The organism is Fibrobacter sp. UWH5 (genome assembly GCF_900142505.1).
Classification (GTDB): Bacteria; Fibrobacterota; Fibrobacteria; order Fibrobacterales; family Fibrobacteraceae; genus Fibrobacter.
This window is the reverse complement of record NZ_FRBB01000005.1, coordinates 41,230-65,331: the sequence shown is the minus strand read 5'-3', so window position 1 is coordinate 65,331 and position 24,102 is coordinate 41,230. Positions and strand designations below refer to the sequence as shown.

The window sequence follows — 24,102 nt, the reverse complement described above, 5'->3', positions numbered from 1 at the left end:
TCAGCTCGACCTTTTCTTTTTTATGTTCTTTTTATAGTATGCAGTTCTATTTTGCGAACAAAATAAAAACTAGCGGAATACTTCGCTGGCGATTTCCTTGCCGGGGGCGTTGCTGCCCTTGCCGTGCTTGATTTCGTACTTGATGTCGCCTTCCTGGTTCAGTTTCACCCGGACTTCTACGTCCAGTTTGTAGGCGCCATGGGTGCCCTTGATCTTGAAGCCGCCGGCCACTTCATCGATTTTTACGTAGGCGGTTTGGGGAGCCTCGAATTCCAGGGTCTGCCAGCTGCCGCCGATTTTTTCGGGATTCTCGTCGGACACCATATTGACGCATTGGACATAGCTGTCGCGGACCAGGGCCAGGTCTTCCTTGAACTCGTGGTATTCGTCCATGTCGCCATCATAGGCGAAGGCGGAAAGGCATCCAAACAGGCTCAGGGCCAGAAAAACAAGGGTATTACGGATTAACTTCTTCATAAAACCCAATGTAGCTAAAAAAACAGCCTGCATTGCCCCGCTTTTTTATATATTTGCGCTACGCTCACACCAGCCCAGGTGGTGGAATGGTAGACACTGGGGACTTAAAATCCCTTGGGGGCAACCTCGTGCGGGTTCAAGTCCCGCCCCGGGCATTAATGAGCTAACTTTTAAAAGGTAGCGAGGTCAACATGATCGACTTTTATCCGAACAGCATTTACTACCCGCGCGAAGCGGTGGAAGAGAAGCTTGCCAAGGGCGAACTTCAGCGCACCGAGAAGCACCTGATTGGCTGGACGGAACGCCACCGTGGCGAAATCTGGGACTGCGCCCGTGACGACGCCGACGAACCTACCGACGAAATCCTTCTGGACAACCTGCGCGCCCTGCTGCTGTGCAAGGGCTCCCTGCAGCCCGCCGCCGAACTGGGCGACATGATCCGCGAAATCAAGAAGGAAGAATGGTATCAGAACGAAAAGGAAAAGGACGGCGGTCACGAAGACACCGAAATGGTGGCTGACGATTGGCGTGCCAAGTACCTGATCAAGTGGCGCGAAGCCCGCATGTTCGAAGCCTTCATCCTGATCGAAAAGAAGGCCGACCAGTTGCTTTCTATTCTGAAGGCAAAGTAATTCCAACGTTTATTTAAAGTTTGACGTATTTGAAAAGGCTGGGCGGAAAGCTCAGCCTTTTTGATTCACTTAGCCACGAAGGGGCTCCAGTCCTGTTTCCAGACAAAGGGGGCCCACATTTCAAAGCGACCGCCGGCGCTCTTCCTGTAGCGCCAGAACTGGCTGATATGCTGCTGCACCAGGGCGTTCAAAGCTTCGTCGTTGACGTTGCTGAAGAGGATCTGGGATTCGAATTGACCCAGAGAATCTAGGGAAAGTTTGATGCCCATGAGGATGTCGCCCTCGGAGGACAGGGGCTGCAGACGGCTGGGTTTCTTGCGGGATTTCTTCTTGGCCTTGAAGTGTTCGGCAGCCAGCCAGTGGAGGCCTGCGGCACGGCCCTGGATATACTGGGCGATCTGGTTCAGGTCGCGGTTGGCCGTATTCTCGAGAACGTAGATGTCGTTGATGGAAGGCATGACCATGCGGCCCGTGTAACCGGCCATGGGGCTAACGGGAGCGGGCTCGGCGGGAATGATGGTCACGATGGGAGCAGGAGCCTGCTGGATGCGCAGGAGGGCAACCACCATTACGGCAATGACAAATGCCAGAAAAATCAGGGGAAGGTTACGCATGATCCAGTGCTACTCGATGGCCTTGATGCAAAGTTGCAGGGTCTTCTTGCCGTTGAAGTAGTTCCAGGTGGGTTCGAAAACCACGGAGACCAGTTCACCGCGAGTCAGCAAGTTCTTGTTCTTGCGGAGGCCGAAGGCGATGGCCGGGAACACGCGGCTACCCGCCTGGGAGATATCCATCTGCAGGTGTCCGCCCTTCAGTTCACGCATCCTGTGTACGCGGACGCCGGCGGCACGGAAGGTCGGAGACGGGAAGTTACCGCCGAAGGGTTCCATCATATCGAAGAAGTCCAGCACCGTGATCATAGGACGCAGCATCTGGTTCTGGGCGAAGGGGATTCCCTTGGTGGGCATGTACTGTCCAGCTTCCACTTCAAGTTCGTGGAGAGAAACTTCAATATCGTAGGGGTAGGCTTCTTCCTGCAATTCCTCTTCGCCGGTGTAGCCCTGAACTTCGGCAGAGCGCTCCAGACGGGCGCGGAGTTCATCCACCTTGTCGGCAGGGAGAGAGAAGCCGGCGGCGTTGGCGTGGCCCCCCCAACGGTCAAACAAATCCTTGGATTCGAAAAGGGCCTTGTGCCAGTTAAAGCCGGGAACAGCGCGGGCACTGGCGTGGGCCATACCATCACAAACCGACATGACGGCGGAGGGTCTGTGGAATTCCTGGGCCAGCTTGGCAGCCACGATACCGATCACACCCACATGCCACTTTTCACCGGCCACCACAATCACGGTGGGAATACGTTCGCCATAGACTGCGCGAACCTGTTCCATGGCCATCTCGGTGATTTCCGCTTCCTTCTGCTTGCGGCGGGCGTTCCAGTCGCGAAGTTCCGCCAGCAGGGCATTGGCGCTGGCTCTGTTGGGGCTCAGCAAAAGCTTAAGTGCCGGATCCGGACGTTCCATTCGACCGGGGGCATTGAGGATGGGGGCAAACTTGTACATCACGTCGATGCCGCCCACGGCGCTGTGGGGCTTCATCAAGTTGCCATACATTTCCTGAAGGCCGGGCCAGCTACTGCTCTCAAGATTCTTGAGGCCAGCCTTGGTAAAGCATCTATTCTCGGGAGTCATCTGAACCAGGTCGGCCAGAGTTCCAAGAGCCACCAGGTCCAGGAATTTTTCGGGAACGGGACGTCCGAGCCTGGAGTACAGAGCACAGACAAACTTATAGGAAACACCCACGCCGCAAAGTTCAGGGTTCTGGTAGGTATCGCCTTCCTGATGGGGATCCAGAAGAACATCGCAAACCGGGAGGCCATCGCCAGAAGGCTGATGATGGTCGATCACCATGACCGCCATTCCCAGTTCCTTGGCGTGAGCAATTTCGGCGTTGGCGGTAATACCCGTATCGACAGTCACCACATAGCGGGCGCCAGCTTCGTACATCTCGTCTACCGCCGACATAGAAAGACCATAGCCATCACCGAAGCGGTTAGGCAGGCGCCAGTCAGACTCCATGCCGATTTCAGCCAGGGCACGAGTCATCAAGGTCACGGCAGTCATACCGTCCAGGTCGTAGTCACCAAAGACGAAAACCTTGCCACCTTTTTCGCGCACATCCAGAAGCCAGTTGACTGCGTCTTCCATCCCCATGATTCCAAAGGGGTCCAGCACATCATCCTTGCTACCGCAGAGCATGCGGTGGGCATCGGCCGCAGAAGTAATTCCGCGGGCCACCAGGAATCGGGCCACCACATGGGGGATCCTGAGGCTGTGCGAGATAGACGTCGCCAGGCGTTCTTCTGTTACGCCAAAAGTCATTTATAGCCCTCGAAAAGTTTAAGGGCCAGATTCTGCAGACACATGGAGGCGGTCACGCGGCGGGACTCGATGCGGGACATGGTCTCCTGGACTGCAACCAGTGAAAGTTCAAGGGCGGTGGCATCTACCCGCGGGAAGTTCTCGATACCCACGTTAGCCGTGGTCTCGGGCAAGCGCAAAGGCGCACCAGCCACCAGGCGGATCAGGTCCGCAATCAGGAAGGAAAGAACTTCGAGGAATCGGTTGGCCTCGTAGGCCTCATCCAGTTCGGCATCCTTCAAAGTCATAAAAAGGTCGGTGTAGTCCTGCAACAGGGACTTGCGGACGAATTCGGCGGCAAGCTTGCACCAAGTCTTGCTCCGCTTGGCATAGTAGAGAGCCTTGCCCGGAGAGCCTACAGCCAGGCCCACCACATCGTCGGGAATTTCAACACCTTCGCTAAAGCTATCCTCATCCTGTTCCTCTTCGGAAACCTCGCCGGCAGAAACCCGGGCACATTCGCTGCGGACCTCGGCATCGGTCAGGGGCAGCAGGTGCAGGGCCAGGCAACGGGAACGGATGGTCTGCAGCATCTTCTCGCGGGAAGACGTGGTCAAGATGAAATAGGTATCGGGGGGAACGTCTTCCAAAGTCTTCAGGAAGGCGTTGCTGGCCGCCTCGTTCATGCGGTCCGCCTCGGCAATGATCACCACACGGACTCGGTCACCCTTCATGGCGAATCCACCGGTCATGGAACGGATCAGGTCCACCGAAATAAAGGAGGCAGGGCCAAAAAGGTCTACGCGGTAAGGGTTCTTCTGGATTTCCTCGATGTAGCCCTTCTTAATATCTTCTACAGTCTTGGCGGTACTGCCGGCAGAAACGTCGGCACCGCTCTTGGAGTGGGCTTCCTTGGTATCCAGGGGAATAACCCAGCTATTGGTATCGCCGCTGTCCATCGCCATACGGCAGCCAAAGCAGTGGCCGCAAGGGCGTTCGTCAGGGTTAGAGCACTGCAGAGCCTGAGAAAGCTTCATGGCCAGAGCCTTCTTGCCGATACCGGCAGGACCGTCAATCAGGATTGACTGCGGGAAACGATTCTCACGGAGAGCCGACATCAGCCGGATCCTTGCACGTTCCTGGGAGGCGGGGCCATTTAGAATATATTCAATCATCTACTGCTTTATTTACTGCTTTAACCACTGAAGGGGATCCACGGTCTGAGTCCCCTCGCTAACTTGAAAGTACAATTTAATTCCATTTAAGGAAGCAACGTCGCCCACCTCGCCAATTTCTTCGCAATTTCGGACTTCCTTGCCTTCTTGTACGCGAATAGACTTCATATGACCATACACGGAATAGGTTCCGCCCTGGTGTTCGATAATCACGGAGGGGCCGCGACCGTCAATTTCGGAGACCATGACCACGGTACCGGCAGAAGCAGCCTTCACCATTTCGCCACGCTTGCCACGGATTTCTACACCCAAATTGCGAGTCATGATATGAAGCACCGGATGTTCCTGGAGACCATAATTACTGATGACGTCACCCTTCAAAGGTCTGCACTTAGGTCCCTTTACCGATTCGGCCACCACGACCTTGGGCTTGGACACCGTCTTCGTATCCTTCTTCTCGGGCTTCTTGCCCTTAGACTTGCCCGCCTTTTCCTTTGCCTTGCGTTCGGCTTCGGCCTTCTTGGCCGCCTCGATTTCCTTCTTGCGGCGCTCTTCCAGCTTCTTGATCAAGGCCAGCATGGTCTTCTGGTTCTGCTCAAATTCCTTGAGGGCGCGGCGCTGCATATTCTGGTCCTGCTTCAGGGACTTCAACATCCGTTCCTGACCAGACATCTGGCTCACGAGACCCTTTTCTTCGGCAGCTTTCTTGTCGCGCATTTTCTTCAAGTCAGCCAGATGGTCGGTAGACTGCTGTTTCTTTTCATCACGTTCATAAACCAGCTGCTGCAAGGTTTCCACTTCCTGCTGGTCCTGATTCAAAATTCGATGTACCCAGTACACCTGTCGATCAGGGTTGCCTTCCTGAGTCAGAAGATTATAAAGGACCTTCGCCTCGTTAGCGCGTCCATTTACATACAAAGTTCTAATTCTCTTTTTCATGGCCTCCTTTCGTTCCTCGATCTTCTGGTCAAGGGAATCGATATCGGCCTCCAGCTGAACAATGGCGCTTTCCAGCATGTTCTCGCTCTTGGAAAGTTCGCTGATGTAAGTTCGAGTCTGGTTCAAGTTCTGGTCCAGAAGAGAAATCGTGTTCAGCACGCCCTTCTCTTCGGTTTCAAGGAGAGCCAGTTCCTGACGTTTCTTGGCCAGGTCGGACTCCAGTTTCTTAAGTGCGTTTTTCTGTTCGCTGATCTGGGCGTCTGTTTTTTTGGTGACCGCCTTAGGAGCCGCAGACTTTGAGGCGGCCGGCTTACCGGCCGAAGGTTTTGAAGCCGCAGGTTTTGCAGGCGCAGATTTCGCAGCAGGTTTTGCAGGCGCAGCCTTTCCATTGGGAGCGGCAAAGCCTACACCCACCAGAAAGCACAACAGCAAGACCAAAAAACGCATGAAGCCCTATTCCTGTTCGTTACGCTTGACCATCAGGAACCGGCGAACAGTCCTAAAGCTGAAATAACCCGACAGGGCCGTCACCAGCAAGACCACCAGCGCCAAGACAAGACCCAGCCCATCCAGGTAAGTCCAGACAATCGGGAAAGCCTGCGTCACGGAATTGACCAGTGTCATCAAGAGGATCACCGCAAGACCGCTACCCACAAGGCCCTGAATCACGCCCTGCAGCACAAAGGGGAACTCGATAAAGAAATAGCTTCCGCCGGCGTACTTCATGTTCTCTACCAGCAGCTGGCGAGAGAACAGCGAAAGGCGAACGGAATTACAGATGATCAGCGACAGCGTCACCAGCAGCAACACGCTAATACAGACGGGCCAGAAAACCAGTTTGAATTTCCAGGCCGCAAATTTTTCAACCCATTCCACAGGCGCCTGGACTTCCTCGAAAAATTCTTCCTGGGCCAGGGCATTCCGCAAAGTCACCAGGTCGGCAGGATTCTGGCTAGCCTCATCCAGGGTCACCCTGAAAAACGGAGGAATGGGGTTCCCTTCCACAAGGTCCAGCATCTCACCCGAGAAATGGTTGCGGAAATCCGCCAGGGCGGAATCGGCACTGATAAAGGAAACGGAATCGATATGCTTGGTATGCTGCAGGCGGGTCTGTATAACTTTTATGGAATCCATCGAAAGGGATTCGGGCAGGAAAGCCTCGATTGCATACAGGTTCCGCTCCGTAGACATCAGACGCACAACACCACCCAAAACGGTGATGGAAGCCGAAAGCAATAGGGAACAGAGAAAGATTGTGACCAACGAAGGCAAGATCACCGTACGGTGTTGCCTCATTCCTCTAAAAGATTCTGATATTAAGTAGCCGAGTTGTCCAAGCACGGGTTGAATAATAACTAAATTTTCAAGAGTTCTTTACGGGGCGACAATGGGAAATATCGTAATAAAGATAACAGCACTAGTCTTTGGCATAGCCCTCTGGTTTCTTGTCATTTCACAGAAGGACTTCCAGCTTTCCATGGAAGTTCCCCTGCACTTCGTGAAGCTTCACGAGAACATGGCCATCGCCTCTAAACCGCCCCACACCTTGCACATTACCGTAGAAGGCAAGTCCTGGGATTTGATCCGTCTGCGCCACCAGATGAACAAGGACAAACAGAATTCCGTAGCCATGGTGGTAGACCTGCAGAACGCCGAACTAGGCGGAACCCGAATCCACCTGGACGCCCACAACTTCGTGGCCCCCGGATTCCCCGACATCCGCTTTGTGGAACCCGACAACCAGCTTATCTTTATCGACCTGGAAATCGACACCCGCATCGTCCGTAACGTTCCCATCAAGTCTAACGTAAATTTCAACGCCGCCCAGGGTTACCTGCTGGCCGACGATCCCGCCATCCTCCCCGAAGAGCTTAAGGTTTCCGGCGCCCGTAATGCCCTCACCCGCATTATCGACATTCCCACAGACTCTGTCAACTACGATACCCTCCGTAAGAGCGGCAAGTTCAAAGTCCCCCTGAATTTCGCATCTCTTCCATCCTTCGTAAAGCCAAGCGATTCCACAGTGACCATCGCCGTGAACATCCAGAAGATGGACAGCAAGACTTTCCAGAATATTCCCGTCAGCCTGATTGGTTTCTTCGACAAGAAGATCTACTCCCTGAACCCCGACACCGTATCCGTAGAAATTACCGGCGGCGAACAGGTACTGGATTCCATCTCGTCAAAGGACATCGAACTGATACTGGAATTCAACCGATTTGCAATTGAAGACGCCGACAGCCTGGCCCCCACCGTCAAGCTTACGCTGCCCCCCAGCGTAAACCGCGAAATGTCCATCAAGGCTATCCAGATCAAGCCCGAAAAGGTTCGCCTGAACAAGGTAGAAGTCAAGCCGGCCGTCACCGAGAATCCCGAAGAAACAGTCCAGGAGGCCACACCATGATTTGGCTTGGAATTGAATCCAGCTGCGACGAAACAGCCTGCGCCATCTTGCAGGATGACCCGCTGAAAGTGCTTTCCAACCCGCTGTACAGCCAGATCGACGAACACGCCCTCTATGGCGGCGTGGTTCCCGAAATCGCAGCCCGCGCCCACCTGCAGAAAATTGTTCCCGTCGCCGAAGCCGCCGTCAAGGAAGCAGGCATCAAGATGGAAGACATTGACGCCATCGCCTACACCACAGGCCCGGGCCTTATGGGACCTCTCCTTGTGGGCGCAAGCTTCGCCAAGGGTCTTGCCCGCGACTTGCAGATTCCCGCCTACGGCATCAACCACCTGGAAGGCCACCTGGCTGCCGCCTGGTTGAGCCACCCCGAAATCGAGCCGCCCTTCCTGACACTTACGGTATCCGGCGGCCACACGGAACTGGTGTTGGAAGAACCGGGATTCAAGTACACAAGCATCGGACGCACCCGCGACGACGCTGCCGGCGAAGCCTTCGACAAGTGCGGAAAGCTTCTGGGTCTCAAGTACCCTGCAGGCGCCACCATCAGCAAGCTGGGTGCCAATGGCAACCGCAAGTTCGTCGAATTTCCCCGAGCCCTCCGCTCCCACGACAACTGCGAATTTTCCTTTAGCGGCCTGAAGACCGCCGTGCTGCGCTATACCGAAACTCACGATCCGGAATACATCCAGCAGAACCTGGGCGACATCTGCGCCTCCCTGGAAGACGCCATCGTGGATAGCCTGGTGACCAAGACCATCAACGCCCTCAAGAAGACCAAGATGAAGACTTTGGTCATGGGCGGTGGTGTCAGTGCCAACGCCTGGCTCCGCACCCGACTGCAAGACTATTGCGGCAAACACGGCATCAAGTTCCTAGTTCCCGACCGCAGCCTCAGTACCGACAACGGCGCCATGATCGCCGCTGCAGCCATCCGCCGAGTCCGCCAGAATATGCTGACCTCCATTGACGTAGTCAAGCCCTGGATGCCTCTAGCCCAGTAGCCCTAGATACCTGCGGTTTTACCCAAAAAATCGGATCCTCCTGTTCCAATCAGGAGGATTTTTCGTATCCTGGCAACGTCTTCGTGTATTTTTTCGCACAAACTTTTGCACACCCCTCTTTTCGATTGCGTTTGTAAGTATATTATGAACATGAATTGCCCTGCTTTCAAAATTTCTCTGTTTACAGTGACCCTGGCAAGCCTCCTCTGGGCCCAGGATCTTTCTAAACCTGTAAACGACGTAGATGTGTTCCGCCCCGAAAAGCGCGAAACCCAGGTGCAATTGGTCGACTCCACCAAGAACAACGCCGTGACGCTGAACGTGGACATCTTTGCCGATGGCATGGTAGGCTCCTACTACATCCTGTGGGATGAGGTGGACCTTTCCGAAGACATCAAGAAGATGATGACCACCCGCGATTTCGCCCGCGACGAATTCTTTATGCAGAACATCGACCGCGAACAATTCGAACAGGAACGACTGCTGCAGCTCTTCGAAGACAAGAAGCGTGAATACTTCGCCATCTTCCCCGAAGAGGCCCTGAAGATGCTGGAAGACCAGAAAAAGGATGACCTGGTCGAGGCAGAACTCGATTCCAAGAAAGACGAGCCCAAGGCTCAGTAAGAATGTTTTCTACGGAACCAAATTTTGACCGCTGGAAACTGACCGGCTTCGCCGGCCAGAACGCATACCTTTTGGAGACAGTCGAGAGTACACACTCTCTTATGAAACAGCAGGCAGCCACGGGCAAAATACAGCCTGGCGCCCTCGTTGTCGCCAACCAGCAAACCGCAGGCCGAGGCCGCCACGAACGCACATGGGCCTCCCCCGCCAACGAGAACCTCTATTTCAACATCCTGATTCCGCTAGAGGGAATCGCCCTCTCCAAGGCACCGCAAATCACTCAGGTCGCCGCCCTCACCTTCGCAGAAACATTCCGCGACCTCCAGGACGAATCCGGCACCGCACCGCAGCTGGGACGCGTCACCGTCAAGTGGCCCAACGACATCCTCTGCGGCAAGAGCAAGTTCTGCGGCATCCTGGCAGAAATCGTCTTTGTACCCGGCGAAACCGTAGACGGCAAGCGCCAACCGCCCAGACCCGCAGTCAACATGGGCGTAGGCATCAACGTCAACAGCGATCCCGCAAACTACGCCTTTCTAAACCGCCCCGTCACCACCCTAAAAGAAATCGCAGGCGGCCGCCAGATCAACCGCGAAAAATTACTGCAGGCCCTCGTAGGTAACCTGGAGCGTGCCATAGGCCAGTTCCGCGCCTTCGGACTTTCTCCCTGGATTGAAGCCTGGCGCAAGATGGACCAGTTCATCGGCGCCCGGGGCACCATCGTGGTCAACAACAACTGCACCGACGAAAACCGCGACAGCGGCGCAGGCTCCATCAAAAAATCGGGCCGCATTCTCGACATGCAACCCGACGGAAGTCTACTATTCGAAACCGACGACGGCACCGTAGAAACGGTCTACTCCGCCGACCTTGAAATTTGACTTATTTTCTCTTTGTCTTAAAGAATACGCTACCGACCAGCGCCACTGCCAGCACCACGATCATGGCAGTGAGCCCCATGTCCAGCAAATTCTGGTAAGCCTCGAACTTTCCACTCTCGATCATCAGGATGATAATCAGTGCAAGGACGGCTCCCAGGGAACCCAGACGTTCAAACATCTTGATCTTGTCTTCGTTATCAAACTTCTTCGGACCGTTACCACTAATAAAGGACATTGACATCGCCTCCCATTAAAATCCAGACGAAGAGACCCACCATGACCAACACACTGATGGTGACATTGGCCAAGAAGAAATCACGGTTCATCGCATCCAGATCGTCAGACTTTCTAAACAAGTGAATATAAAATACCGCGGCAGCCATCAGGGCCGTTACAGCCCACCAGGCTACACCCATCTGCCAAATAAAGCCGAAAGCCACACAAAGGGCAAGCATGGCCATATGACTCCAGAAGGCAATCTGCAAGGAACGCTTACGGCCAAATCTTGCCGGCACGGAATGCAATCCCATCTGGCGGTCAATCTCTTCATCCTGTGTGGCGTAGATAATGTCGAAGCCACCCATCCAGAGCATCAGAATCATCAGCAAGAAAATGGGGAACAGCGCGAATTCGCCTCGGATAGCAATCCAGGCACCCAGGGGGCTCATGCCGATGGCAAATCCCAGGAACCAATGGCAAAGCCAGCTAAAGCGTTTCCAGTAGGAATAGGACAACAGCAATAGCCACACAGGCAAGGCCAACAAACCGGCCAGAGGCTGCAACAGCGCCGCAAACAGAACGAACAGAACGCCGTTTACCGCCAAAAAGGCAATCACCGATTTCTTGCTCAAGCGTCCATCGGGCAGGTGGCGCTTGGCCGTGCGAGGATTCTTGGCATCGATATCTGCATCGGCAATGCGGTTAAAACTCATGGCGCTGTTACGGGCCGTCACCATGCAAAGCACAATAAGCACCACGATGCGGGCAGTCTCCTGCCAACTCATATCACGGAAACCATTTGCAGCCACCCACATGGATCCCAGCGCAAAAGGCATGGCGAACAGCGAATGACTCAAACGAACCAGGTGACCGAATTCAAGAATCTTATTTAACATCAACTTTCTTCCATGGTTCTACAATTTTCGTTTCTTCTCCCAGGTGTTTCAAAATTTTCGCCACCACCGTATCCACCAGTTCCTCCATCGTCGTAGGCTTGCTGTAGAACTGGGGGCTCGCGGCAATCACAACCGCTCCCGCGCGAGTCAGACGTTCCATATTTTCCAGGTGGATTAAATTATAGGGCATCTCCCGCGGAACCACAATCAAAGGGCGGCGTTCCTTCAGGCATACATCCGCCGAACGGACCAACAAATTGTCAGATGTACCTGCCGCCATTCTCCCCAAAGTTCCCATGGAACAGGGCACCACTACCATGCCTGCATAATCGGCGCTACCGCTGGCACATTCCGCAAAAAAATCATTCACGTCAGGAAGTTCATCGCAGTAATCGTACAGAGATTCCTGCCCCTCGTAGGCCACCACTTCGCGACCCGGGGAAGTCACCAGGGCCGTCACATGATGCCCCAGTTTCTTGAGATGCATTGCAGTGCGGGTCGCATAGATAGCGCCGCTGGCACCCGTCACGCCCAGAATATAACGGTTCACTTGACCGCCCCCGCCGCAGATCCATCCGCAGAAACTTTCTTCAGAAGAACGCGATAGGCAACGCCCCAAAAGCAGGGCTTCACATGGACCAGTTCAAACCCGTTCTTTTCGGCCAGCTTCACAAATTCGTCTACCGGCAAAAAGTGCAGCACGGAATTCACCAGATATTCATAGGCATCATGCTTGCTGAACAGCGCCCCCATTACAGGAATGAACATAGGCGCCAAAACTTTATAGAAGAACTTGTTGAACGCATTCCGCGGAGCGAAAAACTCAAGCACCTGCAGGTAGCCTCCGTGGCTCAGCACGCGGGCCGATTCCTTCAAGCCGGCATCGGCATTAGGCAAGTTTCGCATACCAAAGCCATTCAGCACCACATCGAAGGAAGCATCGCCAAAGGGCATCTTCATGGCATCCAGCTGGACAGGAACCGCGGTCGTATTCTTGCCTTCTGCACCACGGAGCATTCCGTAAGAAAAGTCCCCGAGAATCGCCACGTCCTGCACGCCATTAAACTTTTCGTAGGTGACAGCAAAATCGCCGGTACCACCGCACAGGTCCAGCAACCGCCTGCCCGGACGCAACTTTTTTAGTTCCTTACAGCAGGCCCTGCGCCAACGGATATCCTGAAAACAGCTGAGGGTATGATTCAAAAAATCATAACGCCCCGAAATTTCGTCAAACATCTTGCGAACGTAGCTCTTGTCTTCAGGATTTCTCATACTTCAAATTTAGAAATTAAAAAAGAGTGCGACTCACAAACGTGAGCCGCACTCCTTTCAAATGTAAGCCACGGGATCGCCCGCCGGCAATTACTTGAAGTTAGCCGTAATGGTCATGCCATCGGTAGGTGTAATGATATGGGGATTGTCGGTAGAACCGTCGCTCCAGCCGCTGAACACAGCGCCTCCCGTCGCGACGGCTGTCAATTCCATATTCATACCACCAAAGAACTTGCCCTTATAGGAACCGTTGCCCGGAAGTTTCATACCTTCCATCAACACAGTACCGCTACCATTTGCAGAAATAGTCAGGGAAATGTCTCCAGAAAGACCAAATTCACTTGTATATTCGCTCCTTACAGTAGCGTCACGTTCTGAAGCCCAGGGGCCAAGCTTTTCGCCATAGGGGTCGAAGGAGTGAGCATAGCTGTTTCTTCTTTCCTTATAGGCTTCAACAGACATATCCCTTTCAACGTCAGATGCATCAAGCATGTTGGCCAGGAACTTAGCCTTTTCCGTCACATTGCTTCCATTCAGGTAGGTACCGAACATCACAGAGGCATGGTTAACGAACAGACGCTTAAAGTCAGCATTCTTGATCAGGCTGTTGTACAGAGAGGCGAAGCAATTATTTGCAGCCGAAGCGCAACCATTCTTGCCACCCTTCTTTACCCAGGAGAACATATTTGTAGACTGGCTGAAACCAGAAACAGACCAATCCCATTCAAAACCATGGTCAAGGTCATAGACCATAAACTTCCAGGGCTGTTCCGGAGACTTCCAGGCGCGAACGTTATTGTCGGGCCAGTCACCATTATGAATGTACATTTCTGCAATCATATAATCGGCAAAGTTTCCAATATCGATGAGAGTCTTGGCCGCTTCATAATTTTCAGGAACGGTCATGTCGTTTCCACCGATAAAGGCCAGCATGGCCAGGTAATCAGTTTCGGTGCCGTTGCTTGCAGTTACAGTCTTATTCAGGTGCTTAATAAAGTTCACGGAGCCGGCATCGATGCCATAGTTTGTTTCTACATAGTTCTTGTTGTAGCGTTCACGCATATCGTGAATGCCATAGTATGTACCATTGTAGAACACCACCACCTGGCGGCTGCGCTGGTAATCAACGCCACTGCCTTCAAGGATGGCACCGCCAGCAGCATCGGCAAAATAGTCAGCCACAAAGCGGTTACCGTTGTTACGGAGGTTAAAGCCCTTGAACTTGCTATTCTTATCCTTACGGGTTTCAAACAAAGGATATTCAAGCCAGCCAGCTTCATATTCTTCACGCATGACAATGGCCACAGACTTCTTTCGTTCCATGCGGCTCCAGCCACCCATCAGAGAAATACCACCATCAATTTCCCAGGCCTTCTTGCTAGACTTGCTTCCTTCGGCGTAGAATTCCACATGAACAGGAAGTTCACCAGAATCATGGGGATAAGATTCATTAGGTGCATACATCTGATCATGCTTCATGTCAGGTTCGCCACCGTTAGTCTTCTTATAGTACTTCGTAAAGAATTCCGGGGCTACGGACACAGACACCACAGGCATCTTCACCTGTTCACCAATAAAGTAAGTATTGGTAACAACCTGTCTGGTCAACAAACCATCCTTAAAGGCGGCACAACGCAAGACTGTATTCTTGTCAATTACGATGGGGCTATTAAATTCCTGGGAACTCTTCGTGGGAATAGAACCATCCTGGGTGCAGCGCACAGAAAGTCCACCGCTAACAGAGGGCGGATTCAATGTCACAGGATCGTTATAGAAACCACCCTGAGCGCCATCAAAAGAGAATGTAGGTGCATAGCCATCGTAGGCAGTAGACTGGTTGTTGGGCTGTTCCGGAGTGGGAACATCAAACATCTTCCAGGCGCCACCATCCACGATACCCCAGCTTACGTTACCCGTCAATGCCGGATAAGTTACCGAGTCACGAATTCCATAGTAAGGGTCAATCAGGTATACGGTACCGCCATCCTTTTCCAACTTCCAGTTGGTATGGACACGATAATGCCTGTTGAGGGTATCAGTTCCAGCCACTTCATTCAGGTTTTTCTTGTCGCAGAATACGGTGGTAAACTGCTTGGGCTTCAACACTACGTTACCAAAGAACCACTTACGGGCATTCTTCCTGTTTTCTACAAGGGTATAACCCTTCAGGTTTGCTTCGGTTCCGCCAGCGTTATAGATTTCAACCCAACCCGGGTCGCCACCTTCTTCGTCAAGCCAGTCCAAGTTCACCGGAGCAATTTCCGTAATCACCAGGGCAGAATTGCCAACCCAGCGAAGAGTCGTGTCAGCCGGATAGTAAGCCGTGTCTAGCTTAATGATCGTATCGCCTTCGGGAGTAACTACACGGATAGAATCAATCCCCACCACGCTGGTATCGCCGCTGGGGCCAATAACAACAGTCGTAGTATCACCATCAGGGGTTACGATTACGGTAGTATTACCTTTCTTATCATCTTCTGCAGAAGCACTATCGTCGGAGCAAGCGATAACTCCATTCAATACCAGACCAAAACAGCAAAATGCTGCAAAACCTTTTAACGATTTTCCCAGAAACACATCGCTACCTTTTAATTCTTTAACAAAAGCCGAAATAATCCCAAAAATTCGGCCCCTACATTCAACACCTGGCATTAAATTTAGAAGTTTCTTAAAAAAAAAGGAAAAAATGTCGGTAATATCTTATTTACCCTTGACAAGACTCACAGATTGAGTTATATTTGGGCACATCAAAACGGCGCTGTAGCTCAGTTGGTAGAGCAGCGGACTGAAAATCCGCGTGTCGTCAGTTCAACTCTGACCGGTGCCACGAAAAAAGACCTTAGCGAAAGCTGAGGTCTTTTTCATTTTCCCCATATACTAAAAAAATTAGACGGACCTGCCAGAGGTCCACCCATTCATAAATAATTTATTCAAAGAATCCGTTAACGCCCAGCCCGATTATCTGCGATAGTCAATGGCGTCGACGTCAATAGTTGCATTCTGGGAACGGTAACAAGAATAGATATCGTCCCAATGTTCAAGCAGAGCATCAACAATTTCCGGCTGGAACTGGGAACCCTTCATCTTCGCAAATTCGGTCTTCACCTTTTCTTCAGGCCACGGGGCCTTATAGCAGCGGTAGCATGACAAGGCATCCAGCACATCCGCCACGGCACAAATACGAGCAGCCAGAGGAATACTCTCCCCCTTCAAACCAAGAGGATAGCCCTGTCCGTCCCAACGTTCATGATGGGAGCGAGCCACATCGGCCGCATAGCGCAGCAGCTTTCTCTTAGAATTACAGAGCATCCTGTAGCCGAGATCCACATGAGTCTTCATGACGGCGTATTCTTCATCCGTAAGGCGGCCAGGCTTATTCAGCACAGCGTCAGGCACGGCAATCTTACCCAAGTCATGGAGGGGAGCCGTCAGACGGATTCGTTCAACCTCATCCGGCGGCAGTCCGAGATACTCGGCCAACTTACGGGAAATCTCAGCCACACGCAAAATGTGGTCACCCGTTTCCTGGCTACGGTATTCAGAAGCCTCACCCAAGGTATGAATAATTTCACGCTGGGTCGCTTCCAGTTCCGCTGTCAGCATGGCAGACTCCACAGTCTTCGCGGAATATACAGCAGTCAGCCTCAGACGTTCCAGGTCCTGTTCAGAAAATTCATCCACAGTCCCGCCCTGCTTGTTAATCGCCTGGAACACTCCCATCACCTGCCCCGTAGAATCCTTCAGGGGTACAGTCATCACTGACTTGGTATGGTAGTGAGTTTTCTGGTCAGTACGACTATCAAACCTGGAGTCCAGGTAGGCGTCCTTAATGAGCAGAGCTTCGCCGGTAGTTACGGAACAGCCTACAAAGCCTGCAGTCTTGGGAATCCGGAGTTCGCTGACACCATGGGCCACCTTCGTCCAAAGTTCGTCTCTTTCATCATCCACAAGCCAAAGGGAGCAACGGTCAGCCGAAACAATGGAACGGCCAAGATCGGCCATCAATACAAGCAAATTGTCCATCTTACGTTCAGCCGCGATCTTCGGCATGTAAGAGAACAGCAAGTCCAGAATTCTCTGAGATTCTATCGCCTGTTTTGAATCAAACTCCGTCATACGATGTAAAAATAGCTAAAGATTTTCAAATAATCACAGGAATTGTTGACGGAAACACCCAAATTTTTCTATCCTTTGCCCACCCCTGGAGGAATAGGCTAATTGGTAAGTCAGCGGTCTTGAAAACCGCCGCCGTAAGGCTTGGGGGTTCGAGTCCCTCTTCCTCCGCTCCAAAGAAGACCGTTCGAGAAGACCTCGACGGTCTTTTTTTGACCCCGAAGCCGGCTGACCGCCCCTATCGGTAATTCCAGTCCATTCGATTATCCGCCACGAAATCAGCCACGGCCGTGATCGGTTCATCGTACAGCAGCGTACACACCTTAAGGGGCAGCGGGAAATCCACTCCCAGCGCATCCACACAGGCCGAAGTCGTCGACCCGGTCGTGTAGACATCATCCACAATAATAACGGTTCCACCCTCAGGCAGCCGTTCTGGCAAACGGGCCACAAATGCCCCCATCACGTTACGTTCGCGAGCCTCCCTAGAAAGTTTCGTCTGCGACATCACGAAGGTCCGCCTCTTCAGCCAGCGGCACACCTGGCCTCCGGTCACCAAGGCAAGAGCCGCGGCAATCTGCTCCGCCTGGTTATACCCGCGTTCCCGCATACGAGCCCTGTGAAGAGGCACCGGCACAAAATACAGCGGATGGGGCAAGAGCGCAAACTCCTGTCCCACAGCGCCGTCCCGCACCGCCGCCGAGCGCCGCACAAGATAGGCCGCCATCCCATGAATGCTCTTGTACTTCAGGGCATGCACCAAATTACGGGTCAACGACCGCATCGGGAAAAGACAGTACACCCCCTCCTTCGGGCTGGAATAGGATTTCATCTCCCTAGCCAGTTCATCCACACACTCCGGACAAAGCCAGGGGTCTAGACCCCCCGACGCCTTGCCGCACCCCAGACATTCCGAACCGAAAATAAAACCGCTCACCTGACTTGCAATACTCATATCAACCTCTAAAAAAAGAGAGACCCACACGAGGCCTCTCTTATTAACACGTTTGAAACAAGTCGAGATGACGAAAAACTTTATTTACAAAAAATTTCAGTCAAACTATCGGCGGCTCCCCTGGTAACGCAGGCAAAGCAAAAATCCCACCAGCACCATGCAAGTCAAGGCAAAAGACCCACCATAAGAAAGGAACGGCAGGGGAAGCCCGGTCACAGGCATAAGGCCTATGGTCATGGCGATGTTCACAAGAATATGGAACAGGAAAATCGTAGAAGCTCCCATCACCATCAAAGTCACGAACGGATCCGCCGAACGCTTACAAATAGACGTGGCACGCCACAGGAACAAACCATAAAGAACCAGGACAAAGGCGCAACCCACGAAACCAAATTGTTCCCCAAGAACACTAAAAATAAAATCGGTATGTTCTTCGGGCAGGAACGCCAAATTGGTTTGAGTTCCGTTACCAAAACCCTTACCGGATACGCCTCCGGAACCGATGGCGGTCAAGGACTGCAGCACCTGATAACCATCCCCCAGAGGATCACTCATTGGATCCAGGAAGGTATTCACACGCTTCTGCTGATGAGGCTCCAGCATATTCCACGCCATGGTACTTGCATACCCAGCCAGAATATTTGCAAAAAGGAACAACCCCGTCAAAATCTTGGGCAATTTCCGACGAACCAAGGTAAACACGACCGCACAAATCAGAAGCCCCCACAGAACCTCAAACTGTATAGACTGGGAATGGGAAAACAACACCGACAGCAGCGGGCTCACAATCAAGAAAACATCTGCAAAGGAAAGCCCGGCAAAAAAGAAACCGACCATAGTCACCGCAATAAAAACGAGGGCGGTACTCAAGTCCGGCTGCTTCAACACAAGGCCAAAAGGCACAATGAACAAGGCAAAGGGGACCGCAAAAGTCTTCACCTTGTGCAAGCTGACGGGATGTCTAGAAAGCCAATAGGAAATTGTCAGAAGGTAGGCAATCTTCGCAAACTCGGAAGGCTGAAGCTTAAAGACACCAAGGTCAATCCAGCGACCCGCACCCTTCACCACATCGCCAGCAAAAAAGAGAACCACCGCCAGGAGGATCAGCGAAACAACATACAACGGAACCGCCGCACGCTTCAGCCAGTCAATACGGACAAAGACCAACGCTCCCGCCATAATAATTCCGCAGAAGAAATAAACAATCTGCTTAAACCAGAAAGCATCCTTCAGGGGGACTTCTTCAAACACTGTCGCAGAATACACCAAAGTAATGCCGCAACCCATCAGGGCCAGCACCAGCACGATGAAAAGCCAGTCAAACTTAAGGGAATGATCTACAAAACGCTTTGAAATCATGGTTCCTCCTCCACAATTCCTTCATCGAGCTTCTTGTTTTCAAAGTAAGCTTCCAAGACCTTCTTGGCTATAGGTCCAGAAACGGAACCACCGCCGCCTGCAGCTTCCATAATGACAGCCACAGCAATTTCCGGGGCATCCAGAGGGGCAACCGCCGCATACCAGGCATGAGTCTTCTCGCCCTTCTTCCATTCGCCAGAGCCAGTCTTCGCACCCACGCGAACATTAGGAAGAGCGCCTCGCTTACCCGTTCCACCGGGATGGTTCACCACAGAATCCATGGCGTTCATCAAAATGCGATGAGTGTAAGGCTTCATGTTGCCCGGGCGAACAACCTCAGGCTCATAACGGCGCACCACGTTACCCTTGTCGTCCCGCAGTTCCTTCATAAAGTGAGGCCTATAGACGCCCTTTCCCGTAGCCAGGGAGCCCACAAAAACAGCCTGCTGAAGCGGAGTCACAATCTGGCCCTGACCGATAGACAAGTTCAAAATCAAGCCGCGAGCCCAACGCCAGCCAGCCCTCTTGTTACGAACGTTGAAGGAAGCCGAATCCGGAAGCCAGCCAGCACGTTCTCCGGGAATATCAATACCCAGCAGCTTTTCACCATAACCAAAACGTCGGCCAAATTCGTTAATACGCTCCATGTCGATTTCCAAACCAGCCTGGTAGAAGAATACGTCACAGGAAAGACGGATGGCATGAACCACATTCAGGCCACCATGAGTTCCCCAGCACTTCTGATAGCGGACGCCATACTGATACCCACCCGTACAGGATTTCGGGTAATACTTGTTCTCTGTCAAAACACCATGTTCAAGCCCCGCCCCAGCCGTCACCAGCTTAAAGACAGAAGCCGGCGGATACGTACCAGAAATGGCACGATTAGTCAAGGGTCGCATAGAGTCCAGAGCCACATGAGCCCAGCCCTTGTTACGTTCGCGACGCTTCAACGAGAAAATGTTCGGGTCCAGTCGCGGAGAACTGACCATGGCAAGAATTTCGCCAGTTCTGGGATCAAGGGCAACCAGGGCCCCCTTGGCGCTATCGGGAATGGCGGCTTCGGCCACCTTCTGCAAACGCAAGTCAATGGTAGAAACCAGGTGCAGTCCAGGTACGGGAGCCAGCTCACCACCACTAGACACAACGCCCACCTCTCGACCAGAAGCGTTCACCTCAACAAGCTTTACACCGTTCTTTCCACGGAATTCCTTATCATACCCCTGTTCAAGCCCTTTCTGACCAATACGGTCACCCTGGGAATAATCGGCGTATTCAGGCAACTTCAGCTGATCTTCAGAAATTTCGTTGGTATACCCCAGCACATGGGAAGCCAGCGTTCCATAGGGGTATTCACGGCGGGATTCAATCAAGGTCACCACGCCAGGCAATTCCGACGCATGCTCCTCAATCACAGAAACCTGTTCCGGCGAGGCGTCTTCCAGCAAACGGATGGGGCGGGTCTTAATCCAGCGGGACCTCATAAACGCCGTATCCAGCGAAAGGGAGTCGAAAAGACGTTCGCCTGACTTGTCTCGAATTCTCAGCAGACGATTCAAGACAGAATCGCGCTGATCCTTCTTGCGGGGCATCTGCACCGCCTGCAACGAAATCTGATACGACGGACGATTTCTAACAAGAACTTCACCGTTGCGGTCGTAAATGTAACCGCGTTCCGCAACCAGTTCCACCTTACGGATACGGTTGTTATCGGAACGCTGCAAATTTTCATCGTAGTGGGTATACTGCAACGAAAACAGTCGGAAAAGCAAAACCGAGAACAGCAATACCACACCAGCCATGTAAATCAATACATGGAGGTTCCTGTTCTGCACAACCTCATTTTCCGAAGCACCATTAAGCATGCTTTTTCTTCTTGCCTACATCCAGGTAGAACAAAATGCTACCAATCAGCATGGTATAAGCGCAACCCGGCAAGGAGAACGTCAAGAACAAATTTGTAACGATTTCCTTTGAGAGTCCGGTAATGGCAAAATAAATGCCGTCACAAATCAAGCACGAAAGTCCAAGCACGCCAATCTTTGCAGGCATGTTCAAAGACAGGAATCGTTCTTCCAGCTGTCCAACCACAAAGCCGATAACCGTCATTGAAATGGTATGAGCACCAAGCCATTCAATGGGAGCGTACACATCCTGAGTGAAACCGGCAAGGAATCCCCAGAAACAACCTGCAGCGGGACCGCACTTAATAGCCACAGCCACAATAAAGATGATGACAAAATCCGGACCCACGTCAAAAATGGAAAGCCAGTCCGCCACCGTAATCTGGAAAGCGAACGTAACCACGAAAAGGATCAGGAGACTAAACCACCTAAGGTTCTTCATCGAGCAACTCCTTTATTTCCCAGTCCGGATCTTTTTCCATCACAAAAACTTCTTCCAGAGTAGAGAACTCCTGGAACGGTTCCACATCCATCTGACGCATTACATCCAGGTCAGACTTTCTAACCTGCTTAACCGTCCCCACGGGAATCCCCTTAGGAAAGATACCGCCAAGGCCCGATGTGACCAAAGTATCGCCAACACTGACGCCAGCATGGGCAGGCACCATGGCCGTAAGCACATGGCCATCCATGGATTCCAGGAAGCCCACGACGCGGGTGCGGCGCTCCATTACAGACAACTTAAGGTTTGGATCTACAAGCAACTGAACTCTTGAATGCGTAATCGAAGCCTTGGTTATCTTACCCACAAGTCCATTCATAGAGAACACAGGCATGTTCTCCTTTACGCCATGCTTGCTTCCACGGTTCACCACCAGAGTCGTAAGGAAACGCCCCGGATTATGCCCCACCACGCGGGATGTCACGATCGGGAAATCCCACTTGTCGTCAAACCGAACCAGCGTATGCAGTCGGGCCAACTCCTGCAGGCCTTCGCGGGCATGGTAGGTCTCCTGACGGAGCCTTGCATTTTCCGATTTCAGCTGGGCATTTTCGTCTGCCAGGGAACGATAGGCGTTCACAGAAGACACAGCCAGCTGAGCCGGATAGAATACAGAACCTAAAGCAGACGAAACGACACTCTGACGCACCGAATTGGGAGACTGCCTCATCAGCAGCCCCAAAGCGAGAAAAAAGGCAAAGGCGACAACGCCATGCCTTTGAGTGAACAAGTCGATAATAAAGCGAAAAGCCCTAAGCATCGATCAAGATTCTGTTATTAGGTAGAAGAGGCAATCAGGACCGGACGATACTTGTCCAGGTCTTCCAGAATGCGGGCGGCACCCTTGCAAACGCAAATGAGAGCTTCGTCGATCACATTCACAGAAAGGCCTGTTTCCTGACGGATGCGTTCGTCAAAGCCGCGAAGCTGAGAACCGCCACCAGTCATGATAATGCCCTTGTCGTAGATATCAGCAGAAAGTTCCGGCGGAGTAATGCTCAGAGCCTGCTTGACAGCTTCAACGATAGCAGTCACAGGTTCGTTCAGGGCTTCGCGGATTTCAGCACTGTTGATGGTCATGGTGCGAGGCATACCGGCGATAAAGTCGTGACCCTTCACTTCCATGGTCAGTTCTTCTTCCAGGGGGCTTGCAGAGCCGATCTGCATCTTGATCTGTTCGGCAGTGCTTTCGCCAACGCAAAGGTTGTACATGGTGCGCAGGTAACGGACAATGGCTTCGTCCATTTCATCGCCGCCAACGCGAACAGAAGCGTTACAGACAGTACCATTCAAGGCGATAACAGCGATATCGGAAGTACCACCGCCAATATCCACGATCATGTTACCCACGGGATCTTCAACAGGAATACCCATACCCACGGCGGCAGCCATAGGTTCGTGAACCAGATGCACTTCCTTGGCACCAGCCTGCTTGGCAGCGTCGATCACGGCACGCTTTTCCACTTCGGTAATGCCGGAAGGAACACCAACCACAACGCGGGGCTTAACCATCCACAGCGGATACTTCTGAACACGCTTGATGAAAGTCTGGAGAAGGCTTTCCACCAGTTCAAAGTCTGCAATCACGCCATCGCGCATGGGGCGTACGGCGCGGCTTTCGCCCGGAGTTCTACCGAGCATCTTCTTTGCTTCGGAACCGATGGCGGAAACACGGTTATTCTTGCTGTCCACCGCAATAACCGTAGGTTCATTAATGACGATGCCCTGGCCAGCTACATGGACCAATGTATTTGCTGTACCCAGGTCAATACCGATATCGCAAGAAAAAAGACCGAACAAAGTTGTGCCCTTCTTATAAAAAAATGAAACTTAACGCAGCAAATATAATTAAGAGAAAAACAGTGCGTGTCAATCGGGAATCGTATCCCTACCGAATTTCAGCACTTTCAGATAGCGATCCCACTTGCGGGTATGTACATCATACCTGTATTTGCGCTTTTCATGCATGGCAATATCCTTGTAGATGAAAAAATCCACTTCGGCATAAGCCGCATAAATGCGGGACTCGGCCCCTTCGAACAAACGAAAATCCTTGACGCGATAGTACGGCTCTTCCATCAAGGCCGACTTATCACCCGACGACCGGATCGTTTCGGCCACCATGAACTTCAGGTCCTCCTGCAAGTACGGAGTTAATTTATTTTCAATACGGTCTGTAGGCTCAGAGCAACCCAGCACCAGGAATAGGAGGGACGTCAAAAAGGAAATCGCTAACTTTTTCATAAAATTAAAAAACGTAAGAAGTTACACCCCTAAAATAGAAAAGCCCCTCAAAAAAAGAAACATCAAACAAACAAAAAAAGAGCCGCCAAATGGCAAGCTCTTCACACCCGAATGACGGGTGGGAGTCCAGAGGGAGGGCAGGCCC

At 52.3% G+C, this 24,102-nt stretch carries 24 protein-coding genes and 3 tRNA genes; 8 read left to right on the top strand and 19 right to left on the bottom strand.

Annotated elements, in window-relative coordinates; translation table 11 throughout:
* Positions 1 to 69 precede the first annotated feature (69 nt).
* Positions 70 to 477, bottom strand: coding sequence for a hypothetical protein (locus BUB38_RS06210; RefSeq protein ID WP_139258286.1), 408 nt, complete (start codon positions 475 to 477; stop codon positions 70 to 72).
* A gap of 72 nt (positions 478 to 549) precedes the next feature.
* Between BUB38_RS06210 and BUB38_RS06205 the strand changes: the two genes are divergently transcribed.
* Positions 550 to 632, top strand: a tRNA-Leu gene (locus tag BUB38_RS06205).
* A 36-nt stretch (positions 633 to 668) separates the two neighbouring features.
* Entirely contained in the window at positions 669 to 1,109 is a 441-nt protein-coding gene (locus BUB38_RS06200) for a hypothetical protein (protein ID WP_073158670.1), read from the top strand.
* 65 nt (positions 1,110 to 1,174) lie between these two features.
* On the opposite strand, the gene BUB38_RS06195 is transcribed toward BUB38_RS06200, so the two are convergent.
* From BUB38_RS06195 to BUB38_RS06175, 5 genes are read right to left on the bottom strand one after another with little or no spacing between them, the layout of a single operon-like run.
* Positions 1,175 to 1,723: a hypothetical protein gene (locus BUB38_RS06195; RefSeq protein ID WP_073158667.1), complete on the bottom strand. Its 549-nt coding sequence runs from the start codon at positions 1,721 to 1,723 to the stop codon at positions 1,175 to 1,177.
* A gap of 9 nt (positions 1,724 to 1,732) precedes the next feature.
* Complete coding sequence (recJ, locus tag BUB38_RS06190; protein ID WP_073158664.1) at positions 1,733 to 3,487, bottom strand: single-stranded-DNA-specific exonuclease RecJ; 1,755 nt, start codon at positions 3,485 to 3,487, stop codon at positions 1,733 to 1,735.
* Entirely contained in the window at positions 3,484 to 4,641 is a 1,158-nt protein-coding gene (locus tag BUB38_RS06185) for a DNA polymerase III subunit (RefSeq protein WP_073158661.1), read from the bottom strand. The genes recJ and BUB38_RS06185 overlap by 4 nt, the downstream gene beginning before the upstream one ends.
* 12 nt (positions 4,642 to 4,653) lie before the next feature.
* Positions 4,654 to 6,027, bottom strand: a complete 1,374-nt coding sequence (locus tag BUB38_RS06180; RefSeq protein ID WP_083539700.1) for a murein hydrolase activator EnvC family protein — start codon at positions 6,025 to 6,027, stop codon at positions 4,654 to 4,656.
* A gap of 6 nt (positions 6,028 to 6,033) precedes the next feature.
* Positions 6,034 to 6,876, bottom strand: a complete 843-nt coding sequence (locus tag BUB38_RS06175) for a cell division protein FtsX (protein WP_254794886.1) — start codon at positions 6,874 to 6,876, stop codon at positions 6,034 to 6,036.
* Positions 6,877 to 6,967: 91 nt separating this feature from the next.
* Between BUB38_RS06175 and BUB38_RS06170 the strand changes: the two genes are divergently transcribed.
* The 4 genes from BUB38_RS06170 (at position 6,968) to BUB38_RS06155 (ending at position 10,493) form a co-directional block, all read left to right on the top strand.
* On the top strand, positions 6,968 to 7,984 hold the full coding sequence (locus BUB38_RS06170; RefSeq protein WP_073158655.1) for a CdaR family protein: 1,017 nt from the start codon (positions 6,968 to 6,970) through the stop codon (positions 7,982 to 7,984).
* Entirely contained in the window at positions 7,981 to 8,988 is a 1,008-nt protein-coding gene (tsaD, locus tag BUB38_RS06165) for a tRNA (adenosine(37)-N6)-threonylcarbamoyltransferase complex transferase subunit TsaD (protein WP_073158652.1), read from the top strand. Before BUB38_RS06170 ends, tsaD begins: the two co-directional genes overlap by 4 nt.
* A gap of 144 nt (positions 8,989 to 9,132) precedes the next feature.
* Complete coding sequence (locus BUB38_RS06160) at positions 9,133 to 9,612, top strand: hypothetical protein (RefSeq protein ID WP_254793659.1); 480 nt, start codon at positions 9,133 to 9,135, stop codon at positions 9,610 to 9,612.
* A 101-nt stretch (positions 9,613 to 9,713) separates the two neighbouring features.
* A complete protein-coding gene (locus BUB38_RS06155; protein ID WP_254794885.1) occupies positions 9,714 to 10,493 on the top strand; it encodes a biotin--[acetyl-CoA-carboxylase] ligase in 780 nt (259 codons plus the stop codon).
* Between the two features lies 1 nt (position 10,494).
* Here BUB38_RS06155 and BUB38_RS06150 read toward each other — a convergent pair whose 3' ends face one another.
* The 5 genes from BUB38_RS06150 to BUB38_RS06130 form a co-directional block, all read right to left on the bottom strand.
* Positions 10,495 to 10,728: a hypothetical protein gene (locus tag BUB38_RS06150; protein WP_073158633.1), complete on the bottom strand. Its 234-nt coding sequence runs from the start codon at positions 10,726 to 10,728 to the stop codon at positions 10,495 to 10,497.
* Positions 10,715 to 11,608: a UbiA-like polyprenyltransferase gene (locus BUB38_RS06145; RefSeq protein ID WP_073158631.1), complete on the bottom strand. Its 894-nt coding sequence runs from the start codon at positions 11,606 to 11,608 to the stop codon at positions 10,715 to 10,717. The genes BUB38_RS06150 and BUB38_RS06145 overlap by 14 nt, the downstream gene beginning before the upstream one ends.
* The gene (locus BUB38_RS06140) at positions 11,598 to 12,158 is read right to left on the bottom strand and encodes a UbiX family flavin prenyltransferase (RefSeq protein ID WP_073158629.1); all 561 of its coding nucleotides are present in this window, start codon (positions 12,156 to 12,158) and stop codon (positions 11,598 to 11,600) included. Before BUB38_RS06140 ends, BUB38_RS06145 begins: the two co-directional genes overlap by 11 nt.
* Positions 12,155 to 12,880: a ubiquinone/menaquinone biosynthesis methyltransferase gene (locus BUB38_RS06135; RefSeq protein ID WP_073158627.1), complete on the bottom strand. Its 726-nt coding sequence runs from the start codon at positions 12,878 to 12,880 to the stop codon at positions 12,155 to 12,157. Before BUB38_RS06135 ends, BUB38_RS06140 begins: the two co-directional genes overlap by 4 nt.
* A 90-nt stretch (positions 12,881 to 12,970) precedes the next feature.
* Positions 12,971 to 15,400: a CotH kinase family protein gene (locus BUB38_RS06130; protein WP_073158622.1), complete on the bottom strand. Its 2,430-nt coding sequence runs from the start codon at positions 15,398 to 15,400 to the stop codon at positions 12,971 to 12,973.
* Positions 15,401 to 15,634: 234 nt separating this feature from the next.
* On the opposite strand from BUB38_RS06130, the gene BUB38_RS06125 reads away from it, so the two are divergent.
* Positions 15,635 to 15,707 (top strand) — tRNA-Phe (locus tag BUB38_RS06125).
* Positions 15,708 to 15,838: 131 nt separating this feature from the next.
* On the opposite strand, the gene BUB38_RS06120 is transcribed toward BUB38_RS06125, so the two are convergent.
* Positions 15,839 to 16,996 (bottom strand): HD domain-containing phosphohydrolase, encoded by a 1,158-nt coding sequence (locus tag BUB38_RS06120; RefSeq protein ID WP_073158620.1) that lies wholly within the window; start codon positions 16,994 to 16,996, stop codon positions 15,839 to 15,841.
* 87 nt (positions 16,997 to 17,083) lie between these two features.
* On the opposite strand from BUB38_RS06120, the gene BUB38_RS06115 reads away from it, so the two are divergent.
* A tRNA-Ser gene (locus BUB38_RS06115) sits at positions 17,084 to 17,164 on the top strand.
* A 67-nt stretch (positions 17,165 to 17,231) separates the two neighbouring features.
* Here the strand turns inward: BUB38_RS06115 and BUB38_RS06110 are convergent.
* The 7 genes from BUB38_RS06110 to BUB38_RS06080 all read right to left on the bottom strand — a co-directional run bounded on the left by BUB38_RS06110 (position 17,232) and on the right by BUB38_RS06080 (position 23,957).
* Positions 17,232 to 17,948 carry a phosphoribosyltransferase family protein gene (locus tag BUB38_RS06110; RefSeq protein ID WP_073158923.1) on the bottom strand — a complete coding sequence of 239 codons (717 nt, stop codon included), beginning with the start codon at positions 17,946 to 17,948 and terminating at the stop codon, positions 17,232 to 17,234.
* A gap of 105 nt (positions 17,949 to 18,053) precedes the next feature.
* Positions 18,054 to 19,307: a rod shape-determining protein RodA gene (gene rodA, locus BUB38_RS06105; protein ID WP_073158617.1), complete on the bottom strand. Its 1,254-nt coding sequence runs from the start codon at positions 19,305 to 19,307 to the stop codon at positions 18,054 to 18,056.
* The gene (gene mrdA / locus BUB38_RS06100) at positions 19,304 to 21,172 is read right to left on the bottom strand and encodes a penicillin-binding protein 2 (protein ID WP_073158614.1); all 1,869 of its coding nucleotides are present in this window, start codon (positions 21,170 to 21,172) and stop codon (positions 19,304 to 19,306) included. The genes rodA and mrdA overlap by 4 nt, the downstream gene beginning before the upstream one ends.
* On the bottom strand, positions 21,165 to 21,653 hold the full coding sequence (gene mreD / locus BUB38_RS06095; protein ID WP_073158611.1) for a rod shape-determining protein MreD: 489 nt from the start codon (positions 21,651 to 21,653) through the stop codon (positions 21,165 to 21,167). Before mreD ends, mrdA begins: the two co-directional genes overlap by 8 nt.
* Positions 21,640 to 22,473, bottom strand: coding sequence for a rod shape-determining protein MreC (gene mreC, locus BUB38_RS06090; protein WP_073158609.1), 834 nt, complete (start codon positions 22,471 to 22,473; stop codon positions 21,640 to 21,642). The genes mreD and mreC overlap by 14 nt, the downstream gene beginning before the upstream one ends.
* A 17-nt stretch (positions 22,474 to 22,490) precedes the next feature.
* The gene (locus BUB38_RS06085) at positions 22,491 to 23,513 is read right to left on the bottom strand and encodes a rod shape-determining protein (RefSeq protein WP_073158607.1); all 1,023 of its coding nucleotides are present in this window, start codon (positions 23,511 to 23,513) and stop codon (positions 22,491 to 22,493) included.
* Positions 23,514 to 23,582: 69 nt separating this feature from the next.
* Positions 23,583 to 23,957 carry a hypothetical protein gene (locus BUB38_RS06080; RefSeq protein ID WP_073158605.1) on the bottom strand — a complete coding sequence of 125 codons (375 nt, stop codon included), beginning with the start codon at positions 23,955 to 23,957 and terminating at the stop codon, positions 23,583 to 23,585.
* Positions 23,958 to 24,102: the final 145 nt, after the last annotated feature.

Excerpts from the sequence above, each read along its gene's own strand:
- recJ (WP_073158664.1), bottom strand. The coding sequence starts at position 3,487 with ATGACTTTTGGCGTAACAGAAGAACGCCTGGCGACGTCTATCTCGCAC.
- BUB38_RS06200 (WP_073158670.1), top strand. The coding sequence starts at position 669 with ATGATCGACTTTTATCCGAACAGCATTTACTACCCGCGCGAAGCGGTG.
- rodA (WP_073158617.1), bottom strand. The coding sequence starts at position 19,307 with ATGATTTCAAAGCGTTTTGTAGATCATTCCCTTAAGTTTGACTGGCTT.
- mreC (WP_073158609.1), bottom strand. The coding sequence starts at position 22,473 with ATGCTTAGGGCTTTTCGCTTTATTATCGACTTGTTCACTCAAAGGCAT.
- BUB38_RS06175 (WP_254794886.1), bottom strand. The coding sequence starts at position 6,876 with ATGAGGCAACACCGTACGGTGATCTTGCCTTCGTTGGTCACAATCTTT.
- BUB38_RS06155 (WP_254794885.1), top strand. The coding sequence starts at position 9,714 with ATGAAACAGCAGGCAGCCACGGGCAAAATACAGCCTGGCGCCCTCGTT.
- tsaD (WP_073158652.1), top strand. The coding sequence starts at position 7,981 with ATGATTTGGCTTGGAATTGAATCCAGCTGCGACGAAACAGCCTGCGCC.
- BUB38_RS06150 (WP_073158633.1), bottom strand. The coding sequence starts at position 10,728 with ATGTCCTTTATTAGTGGTAACGGTCCGAAGAAGTTTGATAACGAAGAC.
- BUB38_RS06170 (WP_073158655.1), top strand. The coding sequence starts at position 6,968 with ATGGGAAATATCGTAATAAAGATAACAGCACTAGTCTTTGGCATAGCC.
- mrdA (WP_073158614.1), bottom strand. The coding sequence starts at position 21,172 with ATGCTTAATGGTGCTTCGGAAAATGAGGTTGTGCAGAACAGGAACCTC.
- BUB38_RS06180 (WP_083539700.1), bottom strand. The coding sequence starts at position 6,027 with ATGCGTTTTTTGGTCTTGCTGTTGTGCTTTCTGGTGGGTGTAGGCTTT.
- BUB38_RS06195 (WP_073158667.1), bottom strand. The coding sequence starts at position 1,723 with ATGCGTAACCTTCCCCTGATTTTTCTGGCATTTGTCATTGCCGTAATG.
- BUB38_RS06185 (WP_073158661.1), bottom strand. The coding sequence starts at position 4,641 with ATGATTGAATATATTCTAAATGGCCCCGCCTCCCAGGAACGTGCAAGG.
- BUB38_RS06160 (WP_254793659.1), top strand. The coding sequence starts at position 9,133 with ATGAACATGAATTGCCCTGCTTTCAAAATTTCTCTGTTTACAGTGACC.
- BUB38_RS06145 (WP_073158631.1), bottom strand. The coding sequence starts at position 11,608 with ATGTTAAATAAGATTCTTGAATTCGGTCACCTGGTTCGTTTGAGTCAT.
- BUB38_RS06120 (WP_073158620.1), bottom strand. The coding sequence starts at position 16,996 with ATGACGGAGTTTGATTCAAAACAGGCGATAGAATCTCAGAGAATTCTG.
- BUB38_RS06080 (WP_073158605.1), bottom strand. The coding sequence starts at position 23,957 with ATGAAAAAGTTAGCGATTTCCTTTTTGACGTCCCTCCTATTCCTGGTG.
- BUB38_RS06110 (WP_073158923.1), bottom strand. The coding sequence starts at position 17,948 with ATGAGTATTGCAAGTCAGGTGAGCGGTTTTATTTTCGGTTCGGAATGT.
- BUB38_RS06135 (WP_073158627.1), bottom strand. The coding sequence starts at position 12,880 with ATGAGAAATCCTGAAGACAAGAGCTACGTTCGCAAGATGTTTGACGAA.
- BUB38_RS06210 (WP_139258286.1), bottom strand. The coding sequence starts at position 477 with ATGAAGAAGTTAATCCGTAATACCCTTGTTTTTCTGGCCCTGAGCCTG.
- mreD (WP_073158611.1), bottom strand. The coding sequence starts at position 21,653 with ATGAAGAACCTTAGGTGGTTTAGTCTCCTGATCCTTTTCGTGGTTACG.